The following is a 19186-nucleotide window of genomic DNA, read 5'->3' as shown; positions in this document are numbered from 1 at the left end:
TCCGATCAGCGGCCCGCTGATCGCCTGCGGGGTGGGCGCGGCGCTCGCCGGGCTGGCCATGGCGGCGGCGGGGCCGGGCTGGCCGGGGGCGCTGGTCGTGCTGGCCGCCATCGTCATGGGTGCGACCGCGGTCGGCTGGAACGGCGTGATGCTGGCCGAGACCGCGCGGATCGCCCCGGCGGGCCAGGTCGGCGGCGCCACGGCTGCGCTCTCCTTCGCCTTCGCGGTCACGATGCTGGTCGCGCCGCCGGCCTTCAGCGCCCTGGTCGGACTGACCGGCGGCTATGCGGCGGGGTTCCTGCTCTGCGCCGCCGCCGCCCTGGCCGGGGCCTGGGCCATCGCCACCGCCCCGCGGCGCTGACCCGTCCCGGCCCCGGCTTGCCCCCTTCCGCCGGGCTGCCATGTTGGGCGCATGACGACGGTCCTGACGATCCTGCTCGCGGTCTCGATGCTGGCCACACTCGGCGTGATGTTCGCCGGCATGCTCGGCCTGGTGCGCAACGAGCAGGCCGGCGGCGCGCGGTCCAACGCCCTGATGCGCTGGCGCGTGGCGCTGCAGTTCGTCACGATCCTGCTCTTCCTGCTGCTGCTGCTCGTGCGGGGGTGATGACGGCGCGCCGCCCCCCAACTTGCCCGCCCCTGGCGCGGCCACTATGGTCCGCGCCGTTTCGCAGCCGCATGCGCGGCCGGCGCGGCCGGCCCCGGGCCTTCCCGGCAGGCGGCCGCGACTGAAGCCCCAAGGATCCGGCAACCGATGAAGATCCTCGTCCCCGTCAAGCGGGTGGTGGACTACAACGTGAAGGTCCGCGTGAAGGCGGACGGCACCGGCGTCGAGACGGCGAACGTCAAGATGTCGATGAACCCCTTCGACGAGATCGCCGTCGAGGAAGCCGTGCGGCTGAAGGAGAAGGGGACCGCGACCGAGATCGTCGCCGTCTCCATCGGCCCGGCGGCGGCGCAGGAGCAGATCCGCACCGCGCTCGCCATGGGCGCCGACCGCGGCATCCTGGTCGAGCATGACGGCATCGTCGAACCGCTTGCGGTCGCCAAGATGCTGAAGGCGCTCGTCGCCAAGGAATCGCCGCAGCTCGTGCTGATGGGCAAGCAGGCGATCGACGACGACATGAACGCCACCGGCCAGATGCTGGCCGCGCTGCTCGGCTGGCCGCAGGGCACCTTCGCCTCCAAGGTCGAGGTCGCCGACGGCATCAAGGTCACGCGCGAGGTCGATGGCGGGCTCGAGACGGTGGCACTCAAGCTGCCGGCCATCGTCACCGCCGACCTGCGGCTGAACGAGCCGCGCTATGCCTCGCTGCCGAACATCATGAAGGCGCGCAAGAAGCCGATCGAGACGGTGAAGCCGGCCGATCTCGGCGTGGACCCGGCGCCGCGCCTGACCGTGCTGAAGGTGGAGGAGCCGCCGAAGCGCCAGGCCGGCGTGAAGGTGGGCAGCGTGCAGGAGCTGGTCGAGAAGCTCCGCACCGAGGCGAAGGTGATCTGACGATGACGATTCTCGTTCTCGCCGACCGCGCCGGCGCCGCCGTTTCCCAGCCGACGCGCAGCGCCGTCGCCGCCGCCCAGCAGATCGGCGGCGAGGTGCATGTCCTCGTCCTCGGGCAGGACGGTGCCGAAGCCGCGGCCAAGCTGCCGGGCGTCGCCAAGGTCCTCGTCGCCGCCGGCAACGACCATGCGCTGGCCGAGCCCGCGGCCGCGCTGCTCGTCGCGCTCGCGCCTGGCTACACGCACCTGCTCGCGCCGGGCTCGGCGATGGGCAAGAACATCATGCCGCGCGTCGCGGCGCTGCTCGACGTGCAGGTGATCAGCGACGTCGCCGGGGTGGAGGGCGCCGACACCTTCCGCCGCTTCATCTATGCCGGCAACGCGCTGGCGACCGTGAAGACCTCCGACGCCACGAAGGTGATGACGGTGCGCGCCGCCTCCTTCGACCCCGTCGCGGCCGAGGGCGGTAGCGCCGCCATCGAGCCCGCGCCGGCGGCCGAGGATCCGGGCGTGTCGAGCTTCGTCGGCGCCGAGATCGCCAAGCTCGAGCGGCCGGAGCTGACCGCGGCGCGCATCGTCGTCTCGGGCGGCCGCGCGATGGGCTCGGCGGACAACTTCAAGATCCTGGAAGGTGTGGCGGACAAGCTGGGTGCCGCCATCGGCGCGTCGCGCGCCGCGGTGGATGCGGGCTATGCGCCGAACGACATGCAGGTCGGCCAGACCGGCAAGATCGTGGCGCCCGAGCTCTACATCGCCTTCGGCATCTCCGGCGCGATCCAGCACCTCGCCGGCATGAAGGACAGCAAGGTGATCGTCGCCGTGAACAAGGACGAGGAGGCGCCGATCTTCCAGGTCGCCGACTACGGCCTGGTCGGCGACGTGTTCAAGGTGATCCCCGAGCTCGAGGCCGAGCTCGGCAAGAAGTAGAGGCCGCCGCGGCGGCTGGGTGTTCGCGCCGGCGGCGGCCCGAGGAGGGCAGCCCCGGCGCTTTTCGTTGGAGGGCACGGCAACATGGCGAATATCCAGAAGCTCGGCGTGATCGGCGCCGGCCAGATGGGCAACGGCATCGCCCATGTCGCGGCGCAGGCGGGCCTGACCGTGGTGATGCTCGACGTGGCGGAGGCCGCGCTGGCCAAGGCGGTCGCGACCATCACGAAGAACATGGACCGCCAGGTGCAGAAGGGCACGCTCGCCGCAGCCGACAAGGACGCGGCGCTGGCGCGCATCGCGACCAGCACCGACTACGCCGCCTTCAAGGATTGCGACCTGGTGATCGAGGCCGCGACCGAGCGCGAGGACATCAAGCAGAAGATCTTCGCGGCGCTCACGCCGCATCTGCGCGCCGACGCGATCGTCGCCACCAACACCTCCTCCATCCCGATCACGCGGCTCGCCGCCGCCACCGACCGGCCCGGCCGCTTCGTCGGCATGCACTTCTTCAATCCCGTGCCGATGATGAAGCTGGTCGAGGTGATCCGCGGCCTCGCCACCGAGGACGCGACGGTCGCCGCCGTGGCCGCGCTGGCGGAGCGCATGGGCAAGACGGTGGCCTTCGCCGCCGACTACCCGGCCTTCATCGTCAACCGCATCCTGCTGCCGATGATCAACGAGGCCTGCTTCGCGCTGCAGGAAGGCGTGGGCGACATCGCCTCGATCGACGCCGGCATGAAGCTCGGCTGCAACCATCCGATGGGGCCGCTGGAGCTGGCGGACTTCATCGGCCTCGACACCTGCCTCGCGGTGCTCGAGGTGCTGCATCAGGGCCTCGGCGATTCCAAGTACCGGCCCAATCCGCTGCTGCGGAAATACGTCGAGGCCGGCTGGCTCGGCCGCAAGTCGGGCAAGGGCTTCTACGACTACGCCTCGACGCCGCCGAAGCCGACGCGCTGATGCGCATCTCGGCTGTCGCGGCGGCGGTCGAGCACCTGAAGCCGGCGCGCGCGGCGGATGCCTATGCGGGGCGCGAGAGCCTGACCTTCGTCCGGCTCCGCGTGACGACGGAAGACGGGCTGGCGGGCGAGGGCGTGACCGGCCGCTTCCTAGCCGACAGCGTCGCCGCGCTGCTCAACCGCGAGATCGCGGACCTCGCCACCGGCCAGGACGCGATGGCGCATGAGGCGCTGCGCACGCGCATCCTGCGCCAATTGGCGCCGCGCGGCGCGGCGGGCGCGGTGGTCTCCGCGCTCTCCGCCTTCGACCTTGCGCTCTGGGACCTCAAGGGCAAGGCGCTCGGCCAGCCCGTCGCGCGGCTGGTCGGCGGCGCGCGCGACGCCGTGCCGGCCTATGCCACCGCCGGCCTGCCCGCCTTCACCGAGGCCGAGCTGGTCGCCGCCTGCGAGACCGCGCTGGCGGATGGCTTCGCGGGCGTGAAGGTGCTGGTCGGCGGCCGCCCGATCGCGGAGGACGCGGCGCGTGTGCGGGCCGTGCGCCGCGCCATCGGCGACGCGGCGCTGATGCTCGACGCCAACTGCGGCTTCACCGTCGATCAGGCGAAGCGCCTCGCGCATCTCGTCGCCGATTGCGACATCGCCTTCTTCGAGGAGCCGGTGCGCGACAACGACGTCGCCTCGCTCGCCGCGCTGCGCCGCGCCATCCCGATCCCGCTCGCGGCAGGCCAGATGATGCAGTCGCCCGCCTGGTTCCGCGACGCGCTGGCGGCCGGCGCGCTCGACATCCTCCAGCCCAACGCGGCCTTCTGTGGCGGCCTCACGGCCATGCTCCGCATCCTCGCGCTGGCCGAGGCGCATGGCGTGCCGGTGACCGGCGCCGGCGGCTTCGAGGCAGCGAACCTGCCCGCCATGGCCGGCCATCCGCATGGCGGCATGCTCGAGGTCCATGGCGCGCATGCCGCGCTGCGCGACCGTTTCGCCGCGCATCCGGCCTTCGAACGCGGGCGGCTGGCGGTGCCCGACCTGCCCGGCCTCGGCTTCGCGCTGGCGGCCTGACGATGCAGCGGCTGCAGGACGCGCAGGGGCTGGCGGGCGGGCACAGCCGCGCCTCGGCCTATGCGCTGCTCGGCCTCGACCTCGCCGCGCTCGGCTGGGTGATCCTGGAATCCTTCCTGCCCGAGCATCCGGTCGTCTTCGCGGTGGACATCGCCTTCGGTCTCGTGCTCGCCGCCGAGCTTGCGATCCGGCTCCGGAACTCGCCCTCCGCCCGGAGGGAGCTGCTGCATCCGGCGGGGATCGCCGACGTGCTCTCGGTGCTCGCCTTCCTGCTCGCGCCCTTCTTCCCCGGCTGGGGATTCCTGCGCGCGCTGCGGACGGTGCGGCTGCTGCGCTCCGCGCGGCTCGTCGCACATCTGCGCCACGACCTGCCGCTGTTCCGACGCAACCAGGACGCCTTCGTCGCGGCGGCCGACCTGCTCGTCTTCATCGTCGTGATGACCGGCATCGTGCATGCGACGCAGCAGGCGTCGAACCCTGACATCGCGAACTTCGCCGACGCGCTCTACTTCACCGTCACCGCGCTGACCACGACCGGCTTCGGCGACATCACCCTGCCCGGCACCTCCGGCCGGCTGATCTCCGTCATCATCATGCTGGCCGGCGTGACTCTGTTCCTGCGCCTCGCCCAGGCGATGTTCCGCCCCGCCAAGGTGCGCTTCCGCTGCCACGCCTGTGGCCTCGGCCGCCATGAGCCCGACGCCGTCCACTGCAAGGCCTGCGGCGCGCTGCTCAACATCCCCGACGACGATTAGCGGCCCTTTGCGGGACGGGCAGAGGACAGATATCCTCGCGGAACAACTGCCGGTCCTGCTCCGACGGAGGCCGCGATGGGACCAGAGCTGCACCACGTCAGCCTGCCGGTGGAGAACCTGGCGCGCTCAAGGGAATTCTACGCCGGCGTCCTGGGCCTGATCGAGGTTCCCCGGCCAGGACCGTTCGAGGCGGGGCCGAAGAGCTTCCCCGGCGCCTGGTATCAGCTCGGGTCCGGCCAGTTGCACCTCATCGTGTCCGACCCGGGCAGGGCGTCGCCGCCGACATACCGCACGAACAAGAAGCTCGACGCGCGCGACGTGCATGTCGCACTGCGCGTCCGAAGCTTCGCGAAGGCCCTGGAGGTCCTGACGACGAAGGGCTACCGCGTGGGGCATCCCGACGACTTCAAGGACATGCGGGTCAGCCCGAACCTCCCGCACCAGGGAGCGGGCTTCCCGCAGATCTACATCCTCGACCCCGACCGACATACGGTCGAGATCAACGCCGAGACGCTGGACATCGCACCGGAGCGGCTGGCAGCGCTCGACATCGGGATTCCACGCGAAGAGATCGCGAGGTTCAGCCACGAGGCGACTCGGATCGCGCCGCCGTAGCTGCCCTCTCTTCGTCCGCCGTCACGCCCCGCGCCTGAACGCCACCTTGTCGTTCTCGCCCGCCTGCGGCGGCTCGCCGGTCGTCACCGCCTTCACGTAGCCATAGAGGTGGACGAAGGCGCTGGACGGGGCGTCCCAGTATTCCGCGCCCTCGACCTCGACCTTCAGCAGCGCCGCCTTCGGGTCCTCCGGCCCGCCGGGGAACCAGGTCCGCAGCGGCTCCGACCACAGCTCCTTCTGCTTAGCCACGTCACGCACCACCGTCGCCGTGCCCGACACCGCGACGTAGTTCTGGTCATTCGGGTCGGCATAGGCGAGCAGCACGCGCTCGTCCTGCCGGATCTCGTCCGTCTTCGGGCTCGGCCGGCCGGTGAAGAACCACAGCGTGCCGGAGAAGTCCTTCAGCTTCACCGCGCGCATCGGCCGCCCGCGCATCCGCCCGCGCTCGTCCAGCGTGACGAGCATCGCGACCTGGATCTCGCGGATCAGCTCCCACACCTTGTCGCGCGCCTGCGCGTCCGTCCGCGTCTCCACCATGCCGCTCCTCCTCGCTCTCGCCGGGCCGAACGGCGCGACGTGCGGGCGGTTCCGCCCGCCGCGGGCCTATCCGCGAACGCATGGGTTGCGCGCGGCGCGCGATCTGCCATCTGGGCGGCATGAGCCTCTCTGCCTCGGACCGCCAGGCGCGCCGCGTCGCGCGCTACTATCGCTGGCTCGACGGCCTCTCCTGGTTCCACGAGCGCCGCGGCGAGGCCGGGCACGGCGCCATCCCGGTCCACCGCGCCCTGGCCGACCCGGAGGGCGGCGAGCCCTCGCCGCTGGTCATCCACCGCCTGATGCTGGAGGGCCTGGAACTGCCCGCGGCGCCACGCGTGCTGGATGCCGGCTGCGGCTACGGCGCAACGATGCTCGACCTGGCGCCGCGCCTCGGCGGCGACTGGACCGGGCTGACGCTGTCGCCAGTGCAGGCCGCGCGCGGCATGGCGGAGGTCGCGGCGCGCGGCCTTGCCGGCCGCGTGCGGATCGAGGTGCGCTCCTACGACGCGCCGCCGGCCGGCCCGCACGACCTCGTCTACGGCATCGAGAGCCTGATCCACAGCGCCGACCCGGCGCGCACCGTCGCCGCGCTGTCCGCCACCCTCGCGCCCGGCGGCCATCTGGTCGTGGTGGACGACATGCCGGAGGAGCGGCTGCCGCTGGAGGCTGCGGATCGCCTGGCGCGCTTCCGCCGCTTCTGGCGCTGCCCCGTGGCGCCGACGCGCGAGGGCTGGATCGCGGCCGCGCGCGCCGCCGGTCTCGACCTCGTCGCGGAGCGCGACCTCAACCCGCTGCTGCAGGTCCGCGGCATGGCGGAGCTCGGCCCCGTCATCGCCGACCTCGAACGCCGCGCCCGGCTGCCGCGGCTGCTCGGCCTCGGCGTCCGGCGCGAGGCCGAGATCGGCGGCCGCATCCTGGAGACGCTGCAGATGGATGGCCATGTCCACTACCGGGTGCTGGCCTTCTGCCGGCATGAGCGCTAAGCCGGCGCGGAGCCGACGAGTGTTCCGATGGCGGCCAGCGCAGCTGGCCGAGGCCGCGAATGCGGCCCGCCGCCAGTGCGGCGGAGCCAAGCGAAGCGCCGGCGATTGAGGGCGGCTTGCGCCAGCAAGCCGCGCACGAGAGGTCCGATGCCGCACCCCATGATCCGCACCGAGCGCGACGGCGAGATCGCCGTCGTCACCATCGACCGCCCCACCAAGCGCAACGCGCTCGACCTGCCGATGTGGATCGCGCTGGCCGAGGCGATGGAGGCGGCCTCGGCCGACGACGACCTCCGCTGCGTCGTGGTACGCGGCGCGGGGGAGGAAGCGCTCTCCGCCGGCGCCGACATCGCCGCCTTCGAGCATGAGCGCGGCACGCCGGAGCGCGAGGCGGTCTACGGCCGCGAGCTCTCGCGCTCCTTCCAGTCGATCCGCCGCTGCCGCCATCCGGTCGTCGCCGCCTGCCGCGGCTGGACCATGGGCGGCGGCTGCGGCATCGCGACGATGGCGGATTTCCGTGTCGGCGGCCCCGGCACGCGCATGGGCATCCCGGCGCGCAACCTCAGCCTCTTCTACCCCTATGGCGAGCTCGACGTGCTGTTGCAGTCGATCGGCTACTGGGTGGCGATGGAGCTGCTGGTGGAAGGCCGCGTCTTCACCGGCGAGGAAGCCTACCATAAGGGCCTGCTCTCGCGCCTCGTGCCGGACGAGGAGGTGATCGCGGAGGCCATGGCGATGGCGAAGCGCATCGCGCAGGGCGCGCCGCTGTCGAACCGCTTCCACAAGGCGGCGCTGCAGAAGCTGCGCGGCCCGCTGCCGATCACCGCCGACGAGCTCGCCGCCAACACCGACTTCGCCTACACCGAGGACTTCCGAGAGGCGACGCGCGCCTTCCTCGAGAAGCGCAAGCCCGTCTGGCGCGCGCGCTAAGGCGCTAACCGCTTCTTCACCATCGCGGCGCACACTTGCCGCATGTCGAAGGATCCCGTGCTTCGCGCGTTGTCGGCCATCGGCTCGCAGGGCGCCCTGTCCACCCATCTCACCGCGGCGCTCGCGGAGGCAAGCGACAGCGAGCTGCGCCGCGTGGTCGGCGTGGTGGACGGCCTGTCGTCCCGCGCCGGGGTGGACCACCTGCTGGCCGGCATCAGGCCGCGCATCGCGGAATTGCGCCCGCCCCGCCCGCTGCGGTTCGGGCGGCTGCTCGTCCTGCCGCTGGAAGTCGCCCTCGTCACGCCGGAGACCTGGCTGCGCAGCCGGCAGGGGATTCCGCGCAGCACACTGGCGCCGATCATCCAGACGCTGCGCGCCGCCCTTGGCACCGACGCGGAGGAGATCGAGCACGCGGCTTTGGGCTTCTCCACCGGCGATGTGGAGGTCGTGGCGACGCTCGGCGCGCGGCTATGGCCGGCCGCCGCCGGGGCGCTGATCCCGCCGGTGCCGGAGGGCTGGGAGCGGACCCGCCTGCCGCCGCAGGCCGCGGCGCAGATCCTGGCGGTCTGCCGCGCACTCTGGCGCGACGCCGCCGCGAACGGCCTGCGGGTGGAGCCGGCTCAGCTCGGCGGCTGACCTTCCACCGTCTCGCTCCCCGCGCGCCACCGATGCGTGGAGGCGCCGAAGGCGACCAGCGTGCCCGCCGCATCGAACACCTCCGTGCGGCAGAAGAAGATGTTGCGGCCACGCGTCACCACCCGCCCCTCCGCCACCAGCCGCCCGCCCGCCACCTGGCCGGTGAAACGGCAATCGAGGTCGAGCGTCACCGCGCGCCGGATGTTGCCCGGCACGCTGCACCACAATCCCGCATAGGCCGCCGCCTGGTCGATCAGCGACAGCATCACGCCGCCATGCGTGATGCCGGAGCGGTTGGCGTGCCGCGCGTCGGTCTCGCAGGCGACGCGGGCGAGGCCGTCGCGCCACTCGATCAACTCGAGGCCGAGCAGATCGTGGAACGGGGCGGGATGCGGGTCGAGCGGCGTGGTCATGGCCGGACGCGTGCCGCCACCGCAGCGCGCGGTCAAGCCGGCGGCTTGATCGCCGCGCCGCGCGCCCGCATCTGCACCGCATGCCCGATGCACCCGACCGCGTGGAGATCGACGCCAGGGGCGACGTCGCCCTGACGGCGGACCAGGCCGCCGCCCTGCTCGGCGTGCCGCTCGACGCCTTCCTCGCGGATCTGCGCGCCGGGGTCGTCTATTCGGTGGTGGAGCGCGGCGAGGGCGAGGATGCCGGCCGGCTCCGCCTGACGCTCCGCCGCCGTGCGGCGCAGCGCGTGCTGGTCGTGGACGCAGCAACGGGACAGGTGCTGTCCGTCGCCTGATCAGGCGATCTGCAGCGCCTGCAACTGCTCCTCCAGCTCCTGGAAGCTCGGCATGGAATGGCTCGGCGCCATCTTGCGGCCGGTCTCCACCGCCACCTGCGGCGCGTTGCCGTGCAGATGCGCGACGAGCACGGCGCGGATCACTTCCAGGTACTTCGCCTCCTCCTCCACCACGCCCTTGAGCCGCGCCGCCAGCGGGCCCATCAGCCCATAGGCGAGCAGCACGCCAAGGAAGGTGCCGACCAGCGCGCCACCGATCATCCTGCCGAGCACCGCCGGCGGCTGGTCGATGGAGCCCATCGTCTTGATGACGCCGAGCACGGCGGCGACGATGCCGAGGGCAGGCAGCGCGTCGGCAACCGACTGCAGCGCATGGGACGGGTGCAGCTCCTCCTCCCGCAGCTTCTTCAGCTCCCGCGCCATCACGTCCTCGATCTGGTGCGGGTCGTCGGCGTTCATGCCGATCATCCGCAGGTAGTCGCAGATCAGCGCGACCGTCTGCGCGTCGGCGGCGATCTTCGGGAACTTGCGGAAGGCGGCGGAGTCGGACGGCCGCTCGATATGCGCCTCCAGCGCCATCGCACCCTTCTGCTGCGCCAGGCGCACGAACCAGTAGAGCAGCGACAGGATCTCGACGTAGTCCTGCTTGTGGTAGCGCGACCCCTTCAGGATCTTCCGGAATCCCGCCGCCGTGTGCTTCACGTCGTGGATCGAGTTCGCCATGACGAAGGCGCCGATGGCTGCGCCGCCGATCATCATCAGTTCGAACGGCAGGGCGGCGAGGATGATGCCGAACTTGCCGCCGGCGATGAGGTAGCCGCCGAACACCATCGCCAGGACGAAGCCGAAGCCGGCAATCGCGGTCATGGCGCGGGCGGCGTCCGGATCAGCGTGATCGCGACGCGCCGGTTCGCCGCGGCCGCCGGCTGGTCGGCGAGCAGGAGCTGGCGGTCGGCATAGCCCGCGACGGACCGGATCCGCGCCTCCGGCAGGCCGGCCTCGGCCAGCAGGCGCCGCGTGGCGTTGGCGCGGTCCGCCGAGAGGTCCCAGTTCGACCTCTCGGCGCCGCGGAAGGGCGTCGCGTCGGTGTGGCCGGCGACGACCACCGGGTTGGGCAGCCGCGCGGCCACCTGTGCGACGCGCGCGATCAGCGCCCGCGCCCGGTCGTTCGGCATCGCGCCGCCCAGCGCGAACATCGGCTGCCGGTCGGCGTCGAGAAGCTGGATGCGCAGCCCTTCCGGCGCCTGCTCGATCAACAATTGCCGGCCGAGGTCGGCGAGCGCGGGGTCGGCGGCGACGGCGCGCCGGATCTCCTCCGCCGCCTGCTCGAAGGCTTCGCGCTCGCGGCGCTGGTGCTCGGCGCGCAGCGCGGCGTCCGAGACCTGCCGCAGGTCGGAGGGCGGCCGGGCCTCTGCCACCGTACCCGGCATGTCCGGGCTGTCGCTGCGGACCATCTGCGGGTCCTGCTCGCCGGGCGGGGCGTCGGCGCGCGCGATGCGGACGCGGCGCGGCTCGGCCTCCTCGTCCTCGCCCTCGGGCCCGCTGCGCAGCGGCACGGGGCGGGCGGGCACCGTATCGTCCTCCACCTCCACGTCGGGCAGCACCGGACGCGGCCCGCGCTGGACCGTGATCGCGCCCGCATCCTGGTTCATCGGCTCCGAGCTGTGCGGCGTGCGTCCGCCGAAGGGCTCGCCCGTGCCGGACTGGCCGCGGCCGAGCACGTGGCTCGGCGCGAAGTAGTCGGCGATGCCCTGGCGCTGCTCCTCGGTCGTGGCGTTCAGCAGCCACATGAGCAGGAAGAACGCCATCATCGCCGTGACGAAGTCGGCATAGGCCACCTTCCAGGCCCCGCCATGGTGCCCGTGGCCACCTTCCTCGATCTTCCGCACGACGATCGTCGCGCCGTTCCGCCGCGCCATCCTGCCCGCTCTCCGCGCCGCGTGATGCCGCGGCGCCGGTTAAGGCGGCCTTACGCGCGCGGCTTCGCGACCTCGAACCGCCAGGGTGCGGCGCTGTCCTCGTTCGGGTCGAGCTTCAGCCGGTGCTCGAGCGGCGGGAAGGCGCGGCTGCGGCAATCCGGCCTGTCGCAGAGCCGGCAGGACAGGCCGATGCCGACCGCCGCGCGACCGAGCTCGAGCCCGTCCGCATAGACGACCTCGTCGGCGCGCGCGATGTCGCAGCCCATCGCCACGACCTGCACCGGCGCCGGCTCCCCCCAGCGCGTGGTGGGCGCGGCGAGGGCGCGGGCGAAGGTCAGGAAGGTGGCGCCGTCGGGCAGCTGCGCCACCTGCACCTGCGTCTCGCCGGGGTGCGAGAAGGCGCGGTGCACGATCCATTTCGGGCAGGACCCGCCGAAGCGCGCGAATGGGAAGCCGGCGGCCGAGAAGCGCTTGTCCACGTTGCCGGCCGGATCGACGCGCAGGAAGAAGAACGGCACGCCGCGCGCCCCGTCACGCTGCAGCGTCGAAAGCCGGTGCGCCGCCTGCTCGAAGCTGACGCCGAAGCGCGCCGCCAGCGCCTCCACCTCGTGCCGCAACTCCCGCGCGGCGTTCAGGAAGGCGACATAGGGCATCAGCAGCGCCGCGGCGGCGTAGTTCAGCAGGCCGAGCCGGATGATCGCCGCCGCCTCGGGCGTCGAGGGCGCGGCCGGCGCGACCACCGCCTCCACCGCCTCCCGCGCCTCGAGCAGCATCAATTGGAACGCCATCTGGAAGCCGCGGGATTCGCGCGGCAGCGATTCCGACAGGTCGAGCCGCTTCAGCTGCGGGTCGTAGCGCCGCAGTGCACCCGGCAGCGCGCCGACCGCGACGGTCACGCCATGCGTGCGGCGCAGCCGCTCGGCGATCGCGTGGTTCATCTCCGCCGGGCTTGCGCGCAGCTCCGCGCCGATCCGCTCCGCCACCGCCTCCAGCGCCGGGAAGTGGTTCGCGTGCTCGTGGAAGAAGTCGCGCGATTCCTCCGTCGGCAGCAGGATGCGCCGGCCGGTCGGCAGCGCGATGCCGGACGCGTCCTCCTTCGCGACGCGCCAGGCGCGATACAGCGCCAGCATCGCCCGCGCCGCATTGGGGGCGGAGGCGGCAAGCGTCGCCACCTCCTGCTCCGGCACCTCGTCGAGGCCGAGCAGCGGGTCTGACAGGACCTCGCGCAGCCCGGCCTCCATCTGGCGTTCCCGATTGCCGGACAGCGAGGCGAGATCCACCGAGAGATGCTCGCCGAGCTTGATCAGCAGGCTCGCCGTGACGGCGCGCTGGTCGTGCTCGATCAGGTTCAGGTAGCTGGCCGAGATGCCGAGCCGCGCCGCCAGCGCCTGCTGGGTGAGCCCGCGCTCCATGCGGAGGCGGCGGACGGTGCGGCCGATCAGCGGACGGGCCATGTGGTGTCCTTTACAAAACCGGGCCCTGTGTCTGTGAACATCGTCACAGGCTTGCCGCGGCCACCTAGGATTCCCGCTGAACTTCGGCAGCGCAATGTGAATTATTGACGGGCACCGCGCAGCAAGGGCGCGGCAAGGAGCCCAGATGACACGCAGCATCACGTCCCCGGTCTTCGCGCCCGACGGCGGCGCCGGGTTTGGCGGCCAGCCCATGCCGGGCCGCTTCGACGGCATCCGCCGCGACTACACCCCCGCCGACGTCGCGAAGCTCGCCGGATCGTTCCGCATCCAGCACACGCTGGCCGACATGGGCGCGCGGCGCCTGTGGCAGCTGCTCAAGACCGAGCCCTTCGTGAATACGCTCGGCGCGCTGACCGGCATGCAGGCGGTGCAGCAGGTGAAGGCCGGGCTGAAGGCGATCTACCTCTCCGGCTGGCAGGTGGCCGCCGACGCCAACACCGGCGGCGAGATGTATCCCGACCAGTCGCTCTATCCCGTGGACAGCGTCCCCAACGTCGTGCGCCGCATCAACAACGCGCTGCGCCGCTGCGACCAGATCGCCGTGCAGGAAGGGAAGGGCGACGCCACCCACTACATGGCGCCGATCATCGCCGACGCGGAGGCCGGCTTCGGCGGCGCGCTCAACGCCTACGAGCTGATGCGCCACATGATCGAGGCCGGCGCCGCCGGCGTGCATTTCGAGGACCAGCTGAGTTCCGAGAAGAAGTGCGGCCATCTCGGCGGCAAGGTGCTGGTGCCGATCCAGCAGCACATCCGCACCCTGAACGCCGCGCGGCTCGCCGCCGACGTGGAGGGCGTGCCGACCGTGCTGCTCTGCCGCACCGACGCGGAATCCGCGCAGCTGCTGACCGCCGACATCGACGAGCGCGACCGCCCCTTCCTGACCGGCGAGCGTACGCCCGAAGGCTTCTTCCGCATCAAGCCCGGCATGGGCAAGCAATACGCGATCGCGCGCAGCCTGGCCTATGCGCCCTATGCCGACCTGCTGTGGTGGGAGACGTCGGATCCCGACCTGCAGGATGCGCGCGACTTCGCGGAAGCCATCCACCGCGAGTTCCCCGGCAAGATGCTCGCCTACAACTGCAGCCCGTCCTTCAACTGGCAGCGCAAGATGGGCGTCGAGGCGGCGGCGAGGTTCCAGCGCGAGATCGGCGCGATGGGCTACAAGTTCCAGTTCGTCACACTGGCCGGCTTCCACAGCCTGAACCTCTCGATGTTCAGGCTGGCGCGCGGCTACGCCGAGCGTGGCATGGGCGCGTATTCGGAGCTTCAGCAGGCGGAATTCGCCGAGGAGGCCAACGGCTTCACCGCCGTGCGCCACCAGCGCGAGGTCGGCGTCGGCTACTTCGACGCCGTTGCAACGGCTGCGTCAGGCGGCAACGCCTCCACCACCGCGCTCGCGACCTCCACGGAAGCCGCGCAGTTCGTCGCGCCGGAGGCGCGCGGCGAGCAGCACGAGAAGGCGCCGGCGCACGCGCACTAGGCGCACGGCCCCGCAGACCACCCGGCGCGCCGCCTGGCGCGCCGGTCCCCGAAACCGCAGGAACGACCGGGAAGCACGAACATGAACGACGACATGCATGACGACGGCCTTGTCCACTCGCATGGCTGGGCCACCGAGCCGCCGCCCTCCGTGGGCATGCTGCTGCGTCCGGCGAACGAGAACCGCCGCGTCCACGCGCCGGAGATCGCCGACGCGATGTCGGTGCCGCAGGATGACGGCCACGACGACGGCCTGGTCCACACGCATGACTGGGCCAGCCAGCACAGCTCGCGCCGCTTCCACGGCTGAGCCCGGGCAGCCAAGGGATGGCGCATCGCGGCGCCGGGGTCATCCCCGGCGCCGCTTCGTCATTCGGAACAGGGAAGCGCCGTCTCGAATCGCCGTCAGACCAGCAACTCAACCCCGCACGCCGCCGAAAGGCGACGCAGCCCGGCAAGCACGTCCTCGGGCGGCGGGCCCGGCGGCGCGTCCACGACAGTGCCGGGCGCCACAGCCTGGCCAAGCGTCGAAAAGAAGTCTTCGTGCTGCCGGCCAGGGCCGTTCACGATCAGCATCGAGGCCGGCTCCGGGCCCGGATTGCGGAAGGCGTGCGCAGCGCCGTTCGGGATCGCGACGCAGTCGCCGGGGCCGACGAGCCGGGTCTCCCCATCCACGCTGAACTCGTAGCGGCCCGAGAGGACGTAGAAGGCCTCGTCGTCCCCGGCATGACGGTTCGGCGGGGCGCCGGCGCCCGGGGCCGAGCGGCATTCCGACACCAGGAAGGGTGCGCCCGCCGAAGGGCGCGCCAGGAAGGTGAGGACGTTGCCGAACAGTGCGTAGCTCGGGTTCGGGTCAGGCATGGGTGTGCTCCTCCGGCTGTCGCCGGCCCACTTCCGGACGGCGCTCTCAGGCCGTATATAAGACGCATGTCTCGTCATGAGACAAGTGTATCGTGAAGGGGGTCCGTTGCGTCTCGACACCGGCCGGGCAGGGCAGAAGCTGCGCACCCGCCAGGCCTTGCTGGCCGCGGCGCGGCGCCTGATGGCGCGCGGAGAGCCGGTCACGGTCATCGCCGCGGCCGCCGAGGCGGGCATCTCCAAGGCGACCGCCTATCGCTACTTCACGGCGCCGGATGCGCTCGCGATGGAGGCTGCGCTCGACGCCAGCGTCGCCAGCCCGGCCGAGGTGGTGGGCGACGCGCGGGACGTGCGGGACAGGGTGCGGCGCGTCCATCGCCATCTGGCCGAGGCGGTGCGCCGCAATGAGCGTAGCTTCCGCATCTTCCTCGCCAAGGCGCTCGAGGCGTCGGCGCAGGGGGGCGCGCCGATGCTTCGCGGCGGCCGGCGCCTGCCGATGTACGAGCTGGCGCTGGAACCGGTGCGCGACCGGATGTCGGCCGAGGCCTTCGACGCGCTGGTCAACGCCCTTGCCGGTGCGACCGGGCTGGAGGCCTACCTGGCGCTCCGCGACGTCTGCCAGCTCGGCGAGGAGGAGGCCGAACGCGTCTCGCTGCTCGCGGCGGAGGCCATCCTCGACAGCATGCTCCCCGCCCCACCGTCCCGAGGCGACGTCAGCGCAGGGTGAAGCGCAGCCCCAGGCCCACCATGTTCGAGCCGCTGCCCTCGGGCGCGAAGGTGCCGAAGGCGCCGGAGCGGTGGTGGATGCGCGGCACCAGCGACACGCCCGGCAGGTCGGGGTGCGAGAACTCAAGCTCGAAGGCTAGGTAGTTCAGCAGCCGCTGCGGATCCGGGTCGTTGATCTGCTCCTCGAGCCGCGGCGTCCCGAAGGCGTAGGACAGGCCCTGCACCGCCGCGAAGTTCACCCGCGGCCCGGTCGCGCCCAGCGCCAACTCCGGCGAGCGCCAGACCAGGGACAGCGTCGCCTCCGGATTGCGCTGGATGCCGAAATGCACCCCGAACTGGCCTTCCACCTCGATCGAGCTGCCGTCCAGGATGCGCCCGATCACCGGCCAGCCGGTGCGGATGCCGCGCACCAGGACACGGTTCGCGATCGCCGAGGCGAAGTAGGAATCCTCCGTCTCGAGGTCGCCGTTGATGATACGCCCCGGGATGTCGGCCAGGCGATTGGTGGTCCAGTAGGCGACATAGGCGGTGCCATGCCAGGTGCGGTCACGAATCTGCTGCGCGGTCGCCGGCGTCGCCATCCCAAGCAACAGGGCTCCCAGCACCAGACCCCGCATCGCCATCCCCTCACGATTCCGTGAGGATCCTAGAGCAGCGCCCGATCGAGTGGAACCGCTCCGCGGTTCCGCCGATCGGGCATAAGCTGCTCTAGAATTGTGACTCCGAGAGCAGCGTCGCCGCAGGCGGAACCGGTGCGGGCCGCTCAGGCGCGCAGCGCCTCCGCGAAGACTGCGGGGTCCACGTTGCCGCCGCTGATCACCACGCCGACCGTCTTTCCCTTCGCATCCACCTTGCCGGCCAGCACGGCGGCCAGCGCCACCGCGCCGCCCGGCTCCGCCACCACCTTCAGATGCTCGAAGGCGAAGCGCATCGCGCGGAACACCTCGGCGCGTGTCACCACCACGCCGCCGGCCAGCCGCGGCTGGTTCACCGCGAAGGTGATGGCGCCCGGCCGCATCGACAGCAGTGCGTCGCACAGCGTCTCGCCCGCGCCGTCATTGGCGATGCGCGCACCGGCCTCCAGGCTGCGCTTCGTGTCGTCCCACCCTTCCGGCTCCACCGCCCAGACCTGCGTGCCGGGCGAGGCGCCCTCCGCCGCCAGGGCGCAGCCCGCGATCAGCCCGCCGCCACCGGTGCAGACCGCCAGAGCATCGAGGCTCAGCCCCGCCGCCGCCGCATCCTCGAACAGCTCGAGCGCCAGCGTGCCCTGCCCGGCGATGACATCGGGATGGTCGAAGGGCGGCAGCACCGTCCCGCCGCGCTCGGCCGCGAGGCGATCCGCCAGCGTCTCCCGGTCCGTCGTCTTGCGGTCGAAGAAGGTGACCTCGGCGCCCCAGCGCTTCGTGCTCTCGACCTTGATCGCCGGCGCGTCGGACGGCATCGCGATCAGCGCCGGCATGCCGAGCATCGCCGCCGCGCAGGCCGTTGCCTGGCCATGGTTGCCGGAGGAATGCGTCACCACGCCCGCCGCGCGCTGTGCCGCATCCAGCTTCAGCGCCGCATTGGTCGCGCCGCGCAGCTTGAAGCTGCCGGTGCGCTGCAGCGGCTCCGGCTTCACCAGGATGGTGCCGCCGGTGATCTCGTCCAGCAGCCGGTGGCGCAGCATCGGCGTGCGCACGACATGCGGCGCGATGCGCGCGGCGGCGGCGCGGACGTCGTCGTGCGAAGGCACGCCAAGAAGACCTTGGGTGGGCAGAGTTCCGCTCATGCGGCAGCCTTCCGGAAGCGGTTGGGATCCACCAACGGCACCACCGGCGCCAGCGCGCCGGGATCCTCGCGCCTGACCAGCGCGGCCAGCAGCGCGCCGGCGGCCGGCGCGGTCTGGATGCCGTAGCCGCCCTGGCCGATGAACCAGAAGAAGCCCGGCACGTCGCGATCCTCGCCGATCGCGAGGCTCCGGTCCGGCGTGAAGCTGCGCAGCCCCGCCCAGCGGTGCTCGACGCGGTGCACGGGGATATCCAGCGCCTGCTGCATCCGGTCCACCGCGATCGCCACGTCGAGCTCGTCGGGCTGCACGTCGTGCGGGTCCATGTCCGTCTCGTCGGCCGGCGAGACCATCAGCTTCCGCCGCGCCTCCGGCCGTACGTACCAGCTGTGCCCCGCATCGCCGAGCAGCGGCCAGCCGGCGCAGTCATGCGCGCCGGGATCGACGATCAGCGCCGTGCGGCGCTTCGGCTGCAGGCCGAGCGGCGCGGCGCCGGCGATCCGCGCCACCTCGTCGCCCCAGGCGCCCGCCGCGTCCACGATCACCGGCGCGGCGAAGACAGCGCCCGCGCTCGTCTCCGCCTCCCACATCCCGCCGCGCCGCGCGATGCGACCCGCGCGGTGGCGCAGCGCCAGCACGCCGCCCGCGCGCCGCAGCATCTGCAGAAACCCCTGGTGCAGCCCCGCGACGTCCATGTCGAAGGCGTCGCGCTCGATCGCCGCAGCGGCGGCGTAGCCGGGCTTCAGCGGCGGCCCCATCGCGGCGACGGCCTCGACCGCGATCGGCTCGATCCCCTCGCCGGTCGCGATCATCTCGTCGAGCTTCGCGCGCTGGTCCTCCGGCGCGAGCGTCACGACCGGCCGCTGTGCGAAGATCGGCCCGGGTGCGAAGCCCTCGGGCGGCGCCTCGAAGAAGGCGCGCGAGGCGGCCGAGAGCAGCCGCACGTCGCGCGGCCCGTAGTTCTGGATCCAGATCGCCGCGGAGCGGCCGGTGGTGTGGTAGCCCGCGCTCTCCTCCGCCTCGAGCAGCGCCACCTTATGCGTGGCGGCGAGGTGGGCCGCCGCGGTCGCCCCGGCCATGCCGGCGCCGACCACGATCACGTCGAAACTCTGGACATCCATGCGGCCCATCGTCCCGCCGCGGGGCGGCAGGCGTCAATCGGCCCAGCGCGTCGGTCAGGCCCCGCCGCCCTTCGGGGCTTGGCCCGCCCGCGCCAGCTCGCGCGTCTCCGGCAGCGGCGCGCCGACCGTATAGGACCGCGCGCGGCCGATCGGCGGATCGCGGCGCAGCAGCCGGCGCGGCTCGCGCGGGG

At 72.3% G+C, this 19186-nt stretch carries 24 protein-coding genes; 15 read left to right on the top strand and 9 right to left on the bottom strand.

The annotated features are described in order from the left end of the window. The 8 genes from L2I40_RS06335 to L2I40_RS06300 all read left to right on the top strand — a co-directional run. The coding region (locus tag L2I40_RS06335; RefSeq protein ID WP_456305729.1) for a hypothetical protein at positions 1-361 on the top strand (361 nt) is incomplete at its 5' end. Positions 362-412: 51 nt separating this feature from the next. Beyond that, complete coding sequence (locus tag L2I40_RS06330) at positions 413-607, top strand: twin transmembrane helix small protein (RefSeq protein WP_237214030.1); 195 nt, start codon at positions 413-415, stop codon at positions 605-607. Between the two features lie 147 nt (positions 608-754). Next, complete coding sequence (locus L2I40_RS06325; protein ID WP_237214029.1) at positions 755-1501, top strand: electron transfer flavoprotein subunit beta/FixA family protein; 747 nt, start codon at positions 755-757, stop codon at positions 1499-1501. A 2-nt stretch (positions 1502-1503) separates the two neighbouring features. Further along, the gene (locus tag L2I40_RS06320; RefSeq protein ID WP_237214028.1) at positions 1504-2427 is read left to right on the top strand and encodes an electron transfer flavoprotein subunit alpha/FixB family protein; all 924 of its coding nucleotides are present in this window, start codon (positions 1504-1506) and stop codon (positions 2425-2427) included. Between the two features lie 84 nt (positions 2428-2511). Continuing rightward, entirely contained in the window at positions 2512-3390 is an 879-nt protein-coding gene (locus L2I40_RS06315) for a 3-hydroxybutyryl-CoA dehydrogenase (RefSeq protein WP_237214027.1), read from the top strand. After that, positions 3390-4445: a mandelate racemase/muconate lactonizing enzyme family protein gene (locus L2I40_RS06310; RefSeq protein ID WP_237214026.1), complete on the top strand. Its 1056-nt coding sequence runs from the start codon at positions 3390-3392 to the stop codon at positions 4443-4445. The genes L2I40_RS06315 and L2I40_RS06310 overlap by 1 nt, the downstream gene beginning before the upstream one ends. A 2-nt stretch (positions 4446-4447) precedes the next feature. Then, complete coding sequence (locus tag L2I40_RS06305; protein ID WP_237214025.1) at positions 4448-5200, top strand: potassium channel family protein; 753 nt, start codon at positions 4448-4450, stop codon at positions 5198-5200. A gap of 75 nt (positions 5201-5275) precedes the next feature. Next, positions 5276-5815, top strand: coding sequence for a VOC family protein (locus L2I40_RS06300; protein WP_237214024.1), 540 nt, complete (start codon positions 5276-5278; stop codon positions 5813-5815). Between the two features lie 21 nt (positions 5816-5836). Here L2I40_RS06300 and L2I40_RS06295 read toward each other — a convergent pair whose 3' ends face one another. Continuing rightward, a complete protein-coding gene (locus L2I40_RS06295) occupies positions 5837-6352 on the bottom strand; it encodes a pyridoxamine 5'-phosphate oxidase family protein (RefSeq protein WP_237214023.1) in 516 nt (171 codons plus the stop codon). A 119-nt stretch (positions 6353-6471) separates the two neighbouring features. On the opposite strand from L2I40_RS06295, the gene L2I40_RS06290 reads away from it, so the two are divergent. The 3 genes from L2I40_RS06290 to L2I40_RS06280 all read left to right on the top strand — a co-directional run bounded on the left by L2I40_RS06290 (position 6472) and on the right by L2I40_RS06280 (position 8901). Beyond that, the gene (locus tag L2I40_RS06290) at positions 6472-7335 is read left to right on the top strand and encodes an SAM-dependent methyltransferase (RefSeq protein WP_237214022.1); all 864 of its coding nucleotides are present in this window, start codon (positions 6472-6474) and stop codon (positions 7333-7335) included. 147 nt (positions 7336-7482) lie between these two features. Then, positions 7483-8265 (top strand): enoyl-CoA hydratase/isomerase family protein, encoded by a 783-nt coding sequence (locus L2I40_RS06285; RefSeq protein ID WP_237214021.1) that lies wholly within the window; start codon positions 7483-7485, stop codon positions 8263-8265. Between the two features lie 42 nt (positions 8266-8307). Further along, on the top strand, positions 8308-8901 hold the full coding sequence (locus L2I40_RS06280) for a hypothetical protein (protein ID WP_237214020.1): 594 nt from the start codon (positions 8308-8310) through the stop codon (positions 8899-8901). Here L2I40_RS06280 and L2I40_RS06275 read toward each other — a convergent pair. Continuing rightward, positions 8886-9314, bottom strand: a complete 429-nt coding sequence (locus tag L2I40_RS06275) for a PaaI family thioesterase (protein ID WP_237214019.1) — start codon at positions 9312-9314, stop codon at positions 8886-8888. The genes L2I40_RS06280 and L2I40_RS06275 overlap by 16 nt on opposite strands. 80 nt (positions 9315-9394) lie before the next feature. Between L2I40_RS06275 and L2I40_RS06270 the strand changes: the two genes are divergently transcribed. Further along, positions 9395-9649, top strand: coding sequence for a DUF6522 family protein (locus L2I40_RS06270; protein WP_237214018.1), 255 nt, complete (start codon positions 9395-9397; stop codon positions 9647-9649). Here the strand turns inward: L2I40_RS06270 and motA are convergent, their stop codons facing one another. From motA to L2I40_RS06255, 3 genes are read right to left on the bottom strand one after another with little or no spacing between them, the layout of a single operon-like run. Beyond that, positions 9650-10516, bottom strand: a complete 867-nt coding sequence (gene motA / locus L2I40_RS06265) for a flagellar motor stator protein MotA (protein ID WP_237214017.1) — start codon at positions 10514-10516, stop codon at positions 9650-9652. Further along, positions 10513-11568: a flagellar motor protein MotB gene (locus tag L2I40_RS06260; RefSeq protein WP_237214016.1), complete on the bottom strand. Its 1056-nt coding sequence runs from the start codon at positions 11566-11568 to the stop codon at positions 10513-10515. Before L2I40_RS06260 ends, motA begins: the two co-directional genes overlap by 4 nt. Positions 11569-11618: 50 nt before the next feature. Further along, entirely contained in the window at positions 11619-13022 is a 1404-nt protein-coding gene (locus L2I40_RS06255; RefSeq protein WP_237214015.1) for a helix-turn-helix domain-containing protein, read from the bottom strand. A 211-nt stretch (positions 13023-13233) separates the two neighbouring features. On the opposite strand from L2I40_RS06255, the gene aceA reads away from it, so the two are divergent. Further along, positions 13234-14526: an isocitrate lyase gene (gene aceA, locus L2I40_RS06250; RefSeq protein WP_237214031.1), complete on the top strand. Its 1293-nt coding sequence runs from the start codon at positions 13234-13236 to the stop codon at positions 14524-14526. An 81-nt stretch (positions 14527-14607) separates the two neighbouring features. Continuing rightward, entirely contained in the window at positions 14608-14835 is a 228-nt protein-coding gene (locus L2I40_RS06245; protein WP_237214014.1) for a hypothetical protein, read from the top strand. Positions 14836-14930: 95 nt separating this feature from the next. Here the strand turns inward: L2I40_RS06245 and L2I40_RS06240 are convergent, their stop codons facing one another. Next, the gene (locus tag L2I40_RS06240; protein ID WP_237214013.1) at positions 14931-15386 is read right to left on the bottom strand and encodes a cupin domain-containing protein; all 456 of its coding nucleotides are present in this window, start codon (positions 15384-15386) and stop codon (positions 14931-14933) included. A 106-nt stretch (positions 15387-15492) separates the two neighbouring features. Between L2I40_RS06240 and L2I40_RS06235 the strand changes: the two genes are divergently transcribed. Beyond that, complete coding sequence (locus L2I40_RS06235; RefSeq protein WP_237214012.1) at positions 15493-16110, top strand: TetR family transcriptional regulator; 618 nt, start codon at positions 15493-15495, stop codon at positions 16108-16110. On the opposite strand, the gene L2I40_RS06230 is transcribed toward L2I40_RS06235, so the two are convergent. The 3 genes from L2I40_RS06230 to L2I40_RS06220 form a co-directional block, all read right to left on the bottom strand. Next, positions 16097-16732 (bottom strand): hypothetical protein, encoded by a 636-nt coding sequence (locus tag L2I40_RS06230; protein WP_237214011.1) that lies wholly within the window; start codon positions 16730-16732, stop codon positions 16097-16099. The genes L2I40_RS06235 and L2I40_RS06230 overlap by 14 nt on opposite strands. Positions 16733-16872: 140 nt before the next feature. Beyond that, positions 16873-17877 (bottom strand): threonine ammonia-lyase, encoded by a 1005-nt coding sequence (locus L2I40_RS06225; RefSeq protein WP_237214010.1) that lies wholly within the window; start codon positions 17875-17877, stop codon positions 16873-16875. Further along, positions 17874-18995: an NAD(P)/FAD-dependent oxidoreductase gene (locus L2I40_RS06220; protein ID WP_237214009.1), complete on the bottom strand. Its 1122-nt coding sequence runs from the start codon at positions 18993-18995 to the stop codon at positions 17874-17876. Before L2I40_RS06220 ends, L2I40_RS06225 begins: the two co-directional genes overlap by 4 nt. Positions 18996-19186 lie beyond the last annotated feature (191 nt).

This window comes from Falsiroseomonas oryziterrae (genome assembly GCF_021864505.1).
GTDB lineage: Bacteria > Pseudomonadota > Alphaproteobacteria > Acetobacterales > Acetobacteraceae > Falsiroseomonas > Falsiroseomonas oryziterrae.
This window is presented reverse-complemented; position numbering and strand designations above follow the sequence as displayed.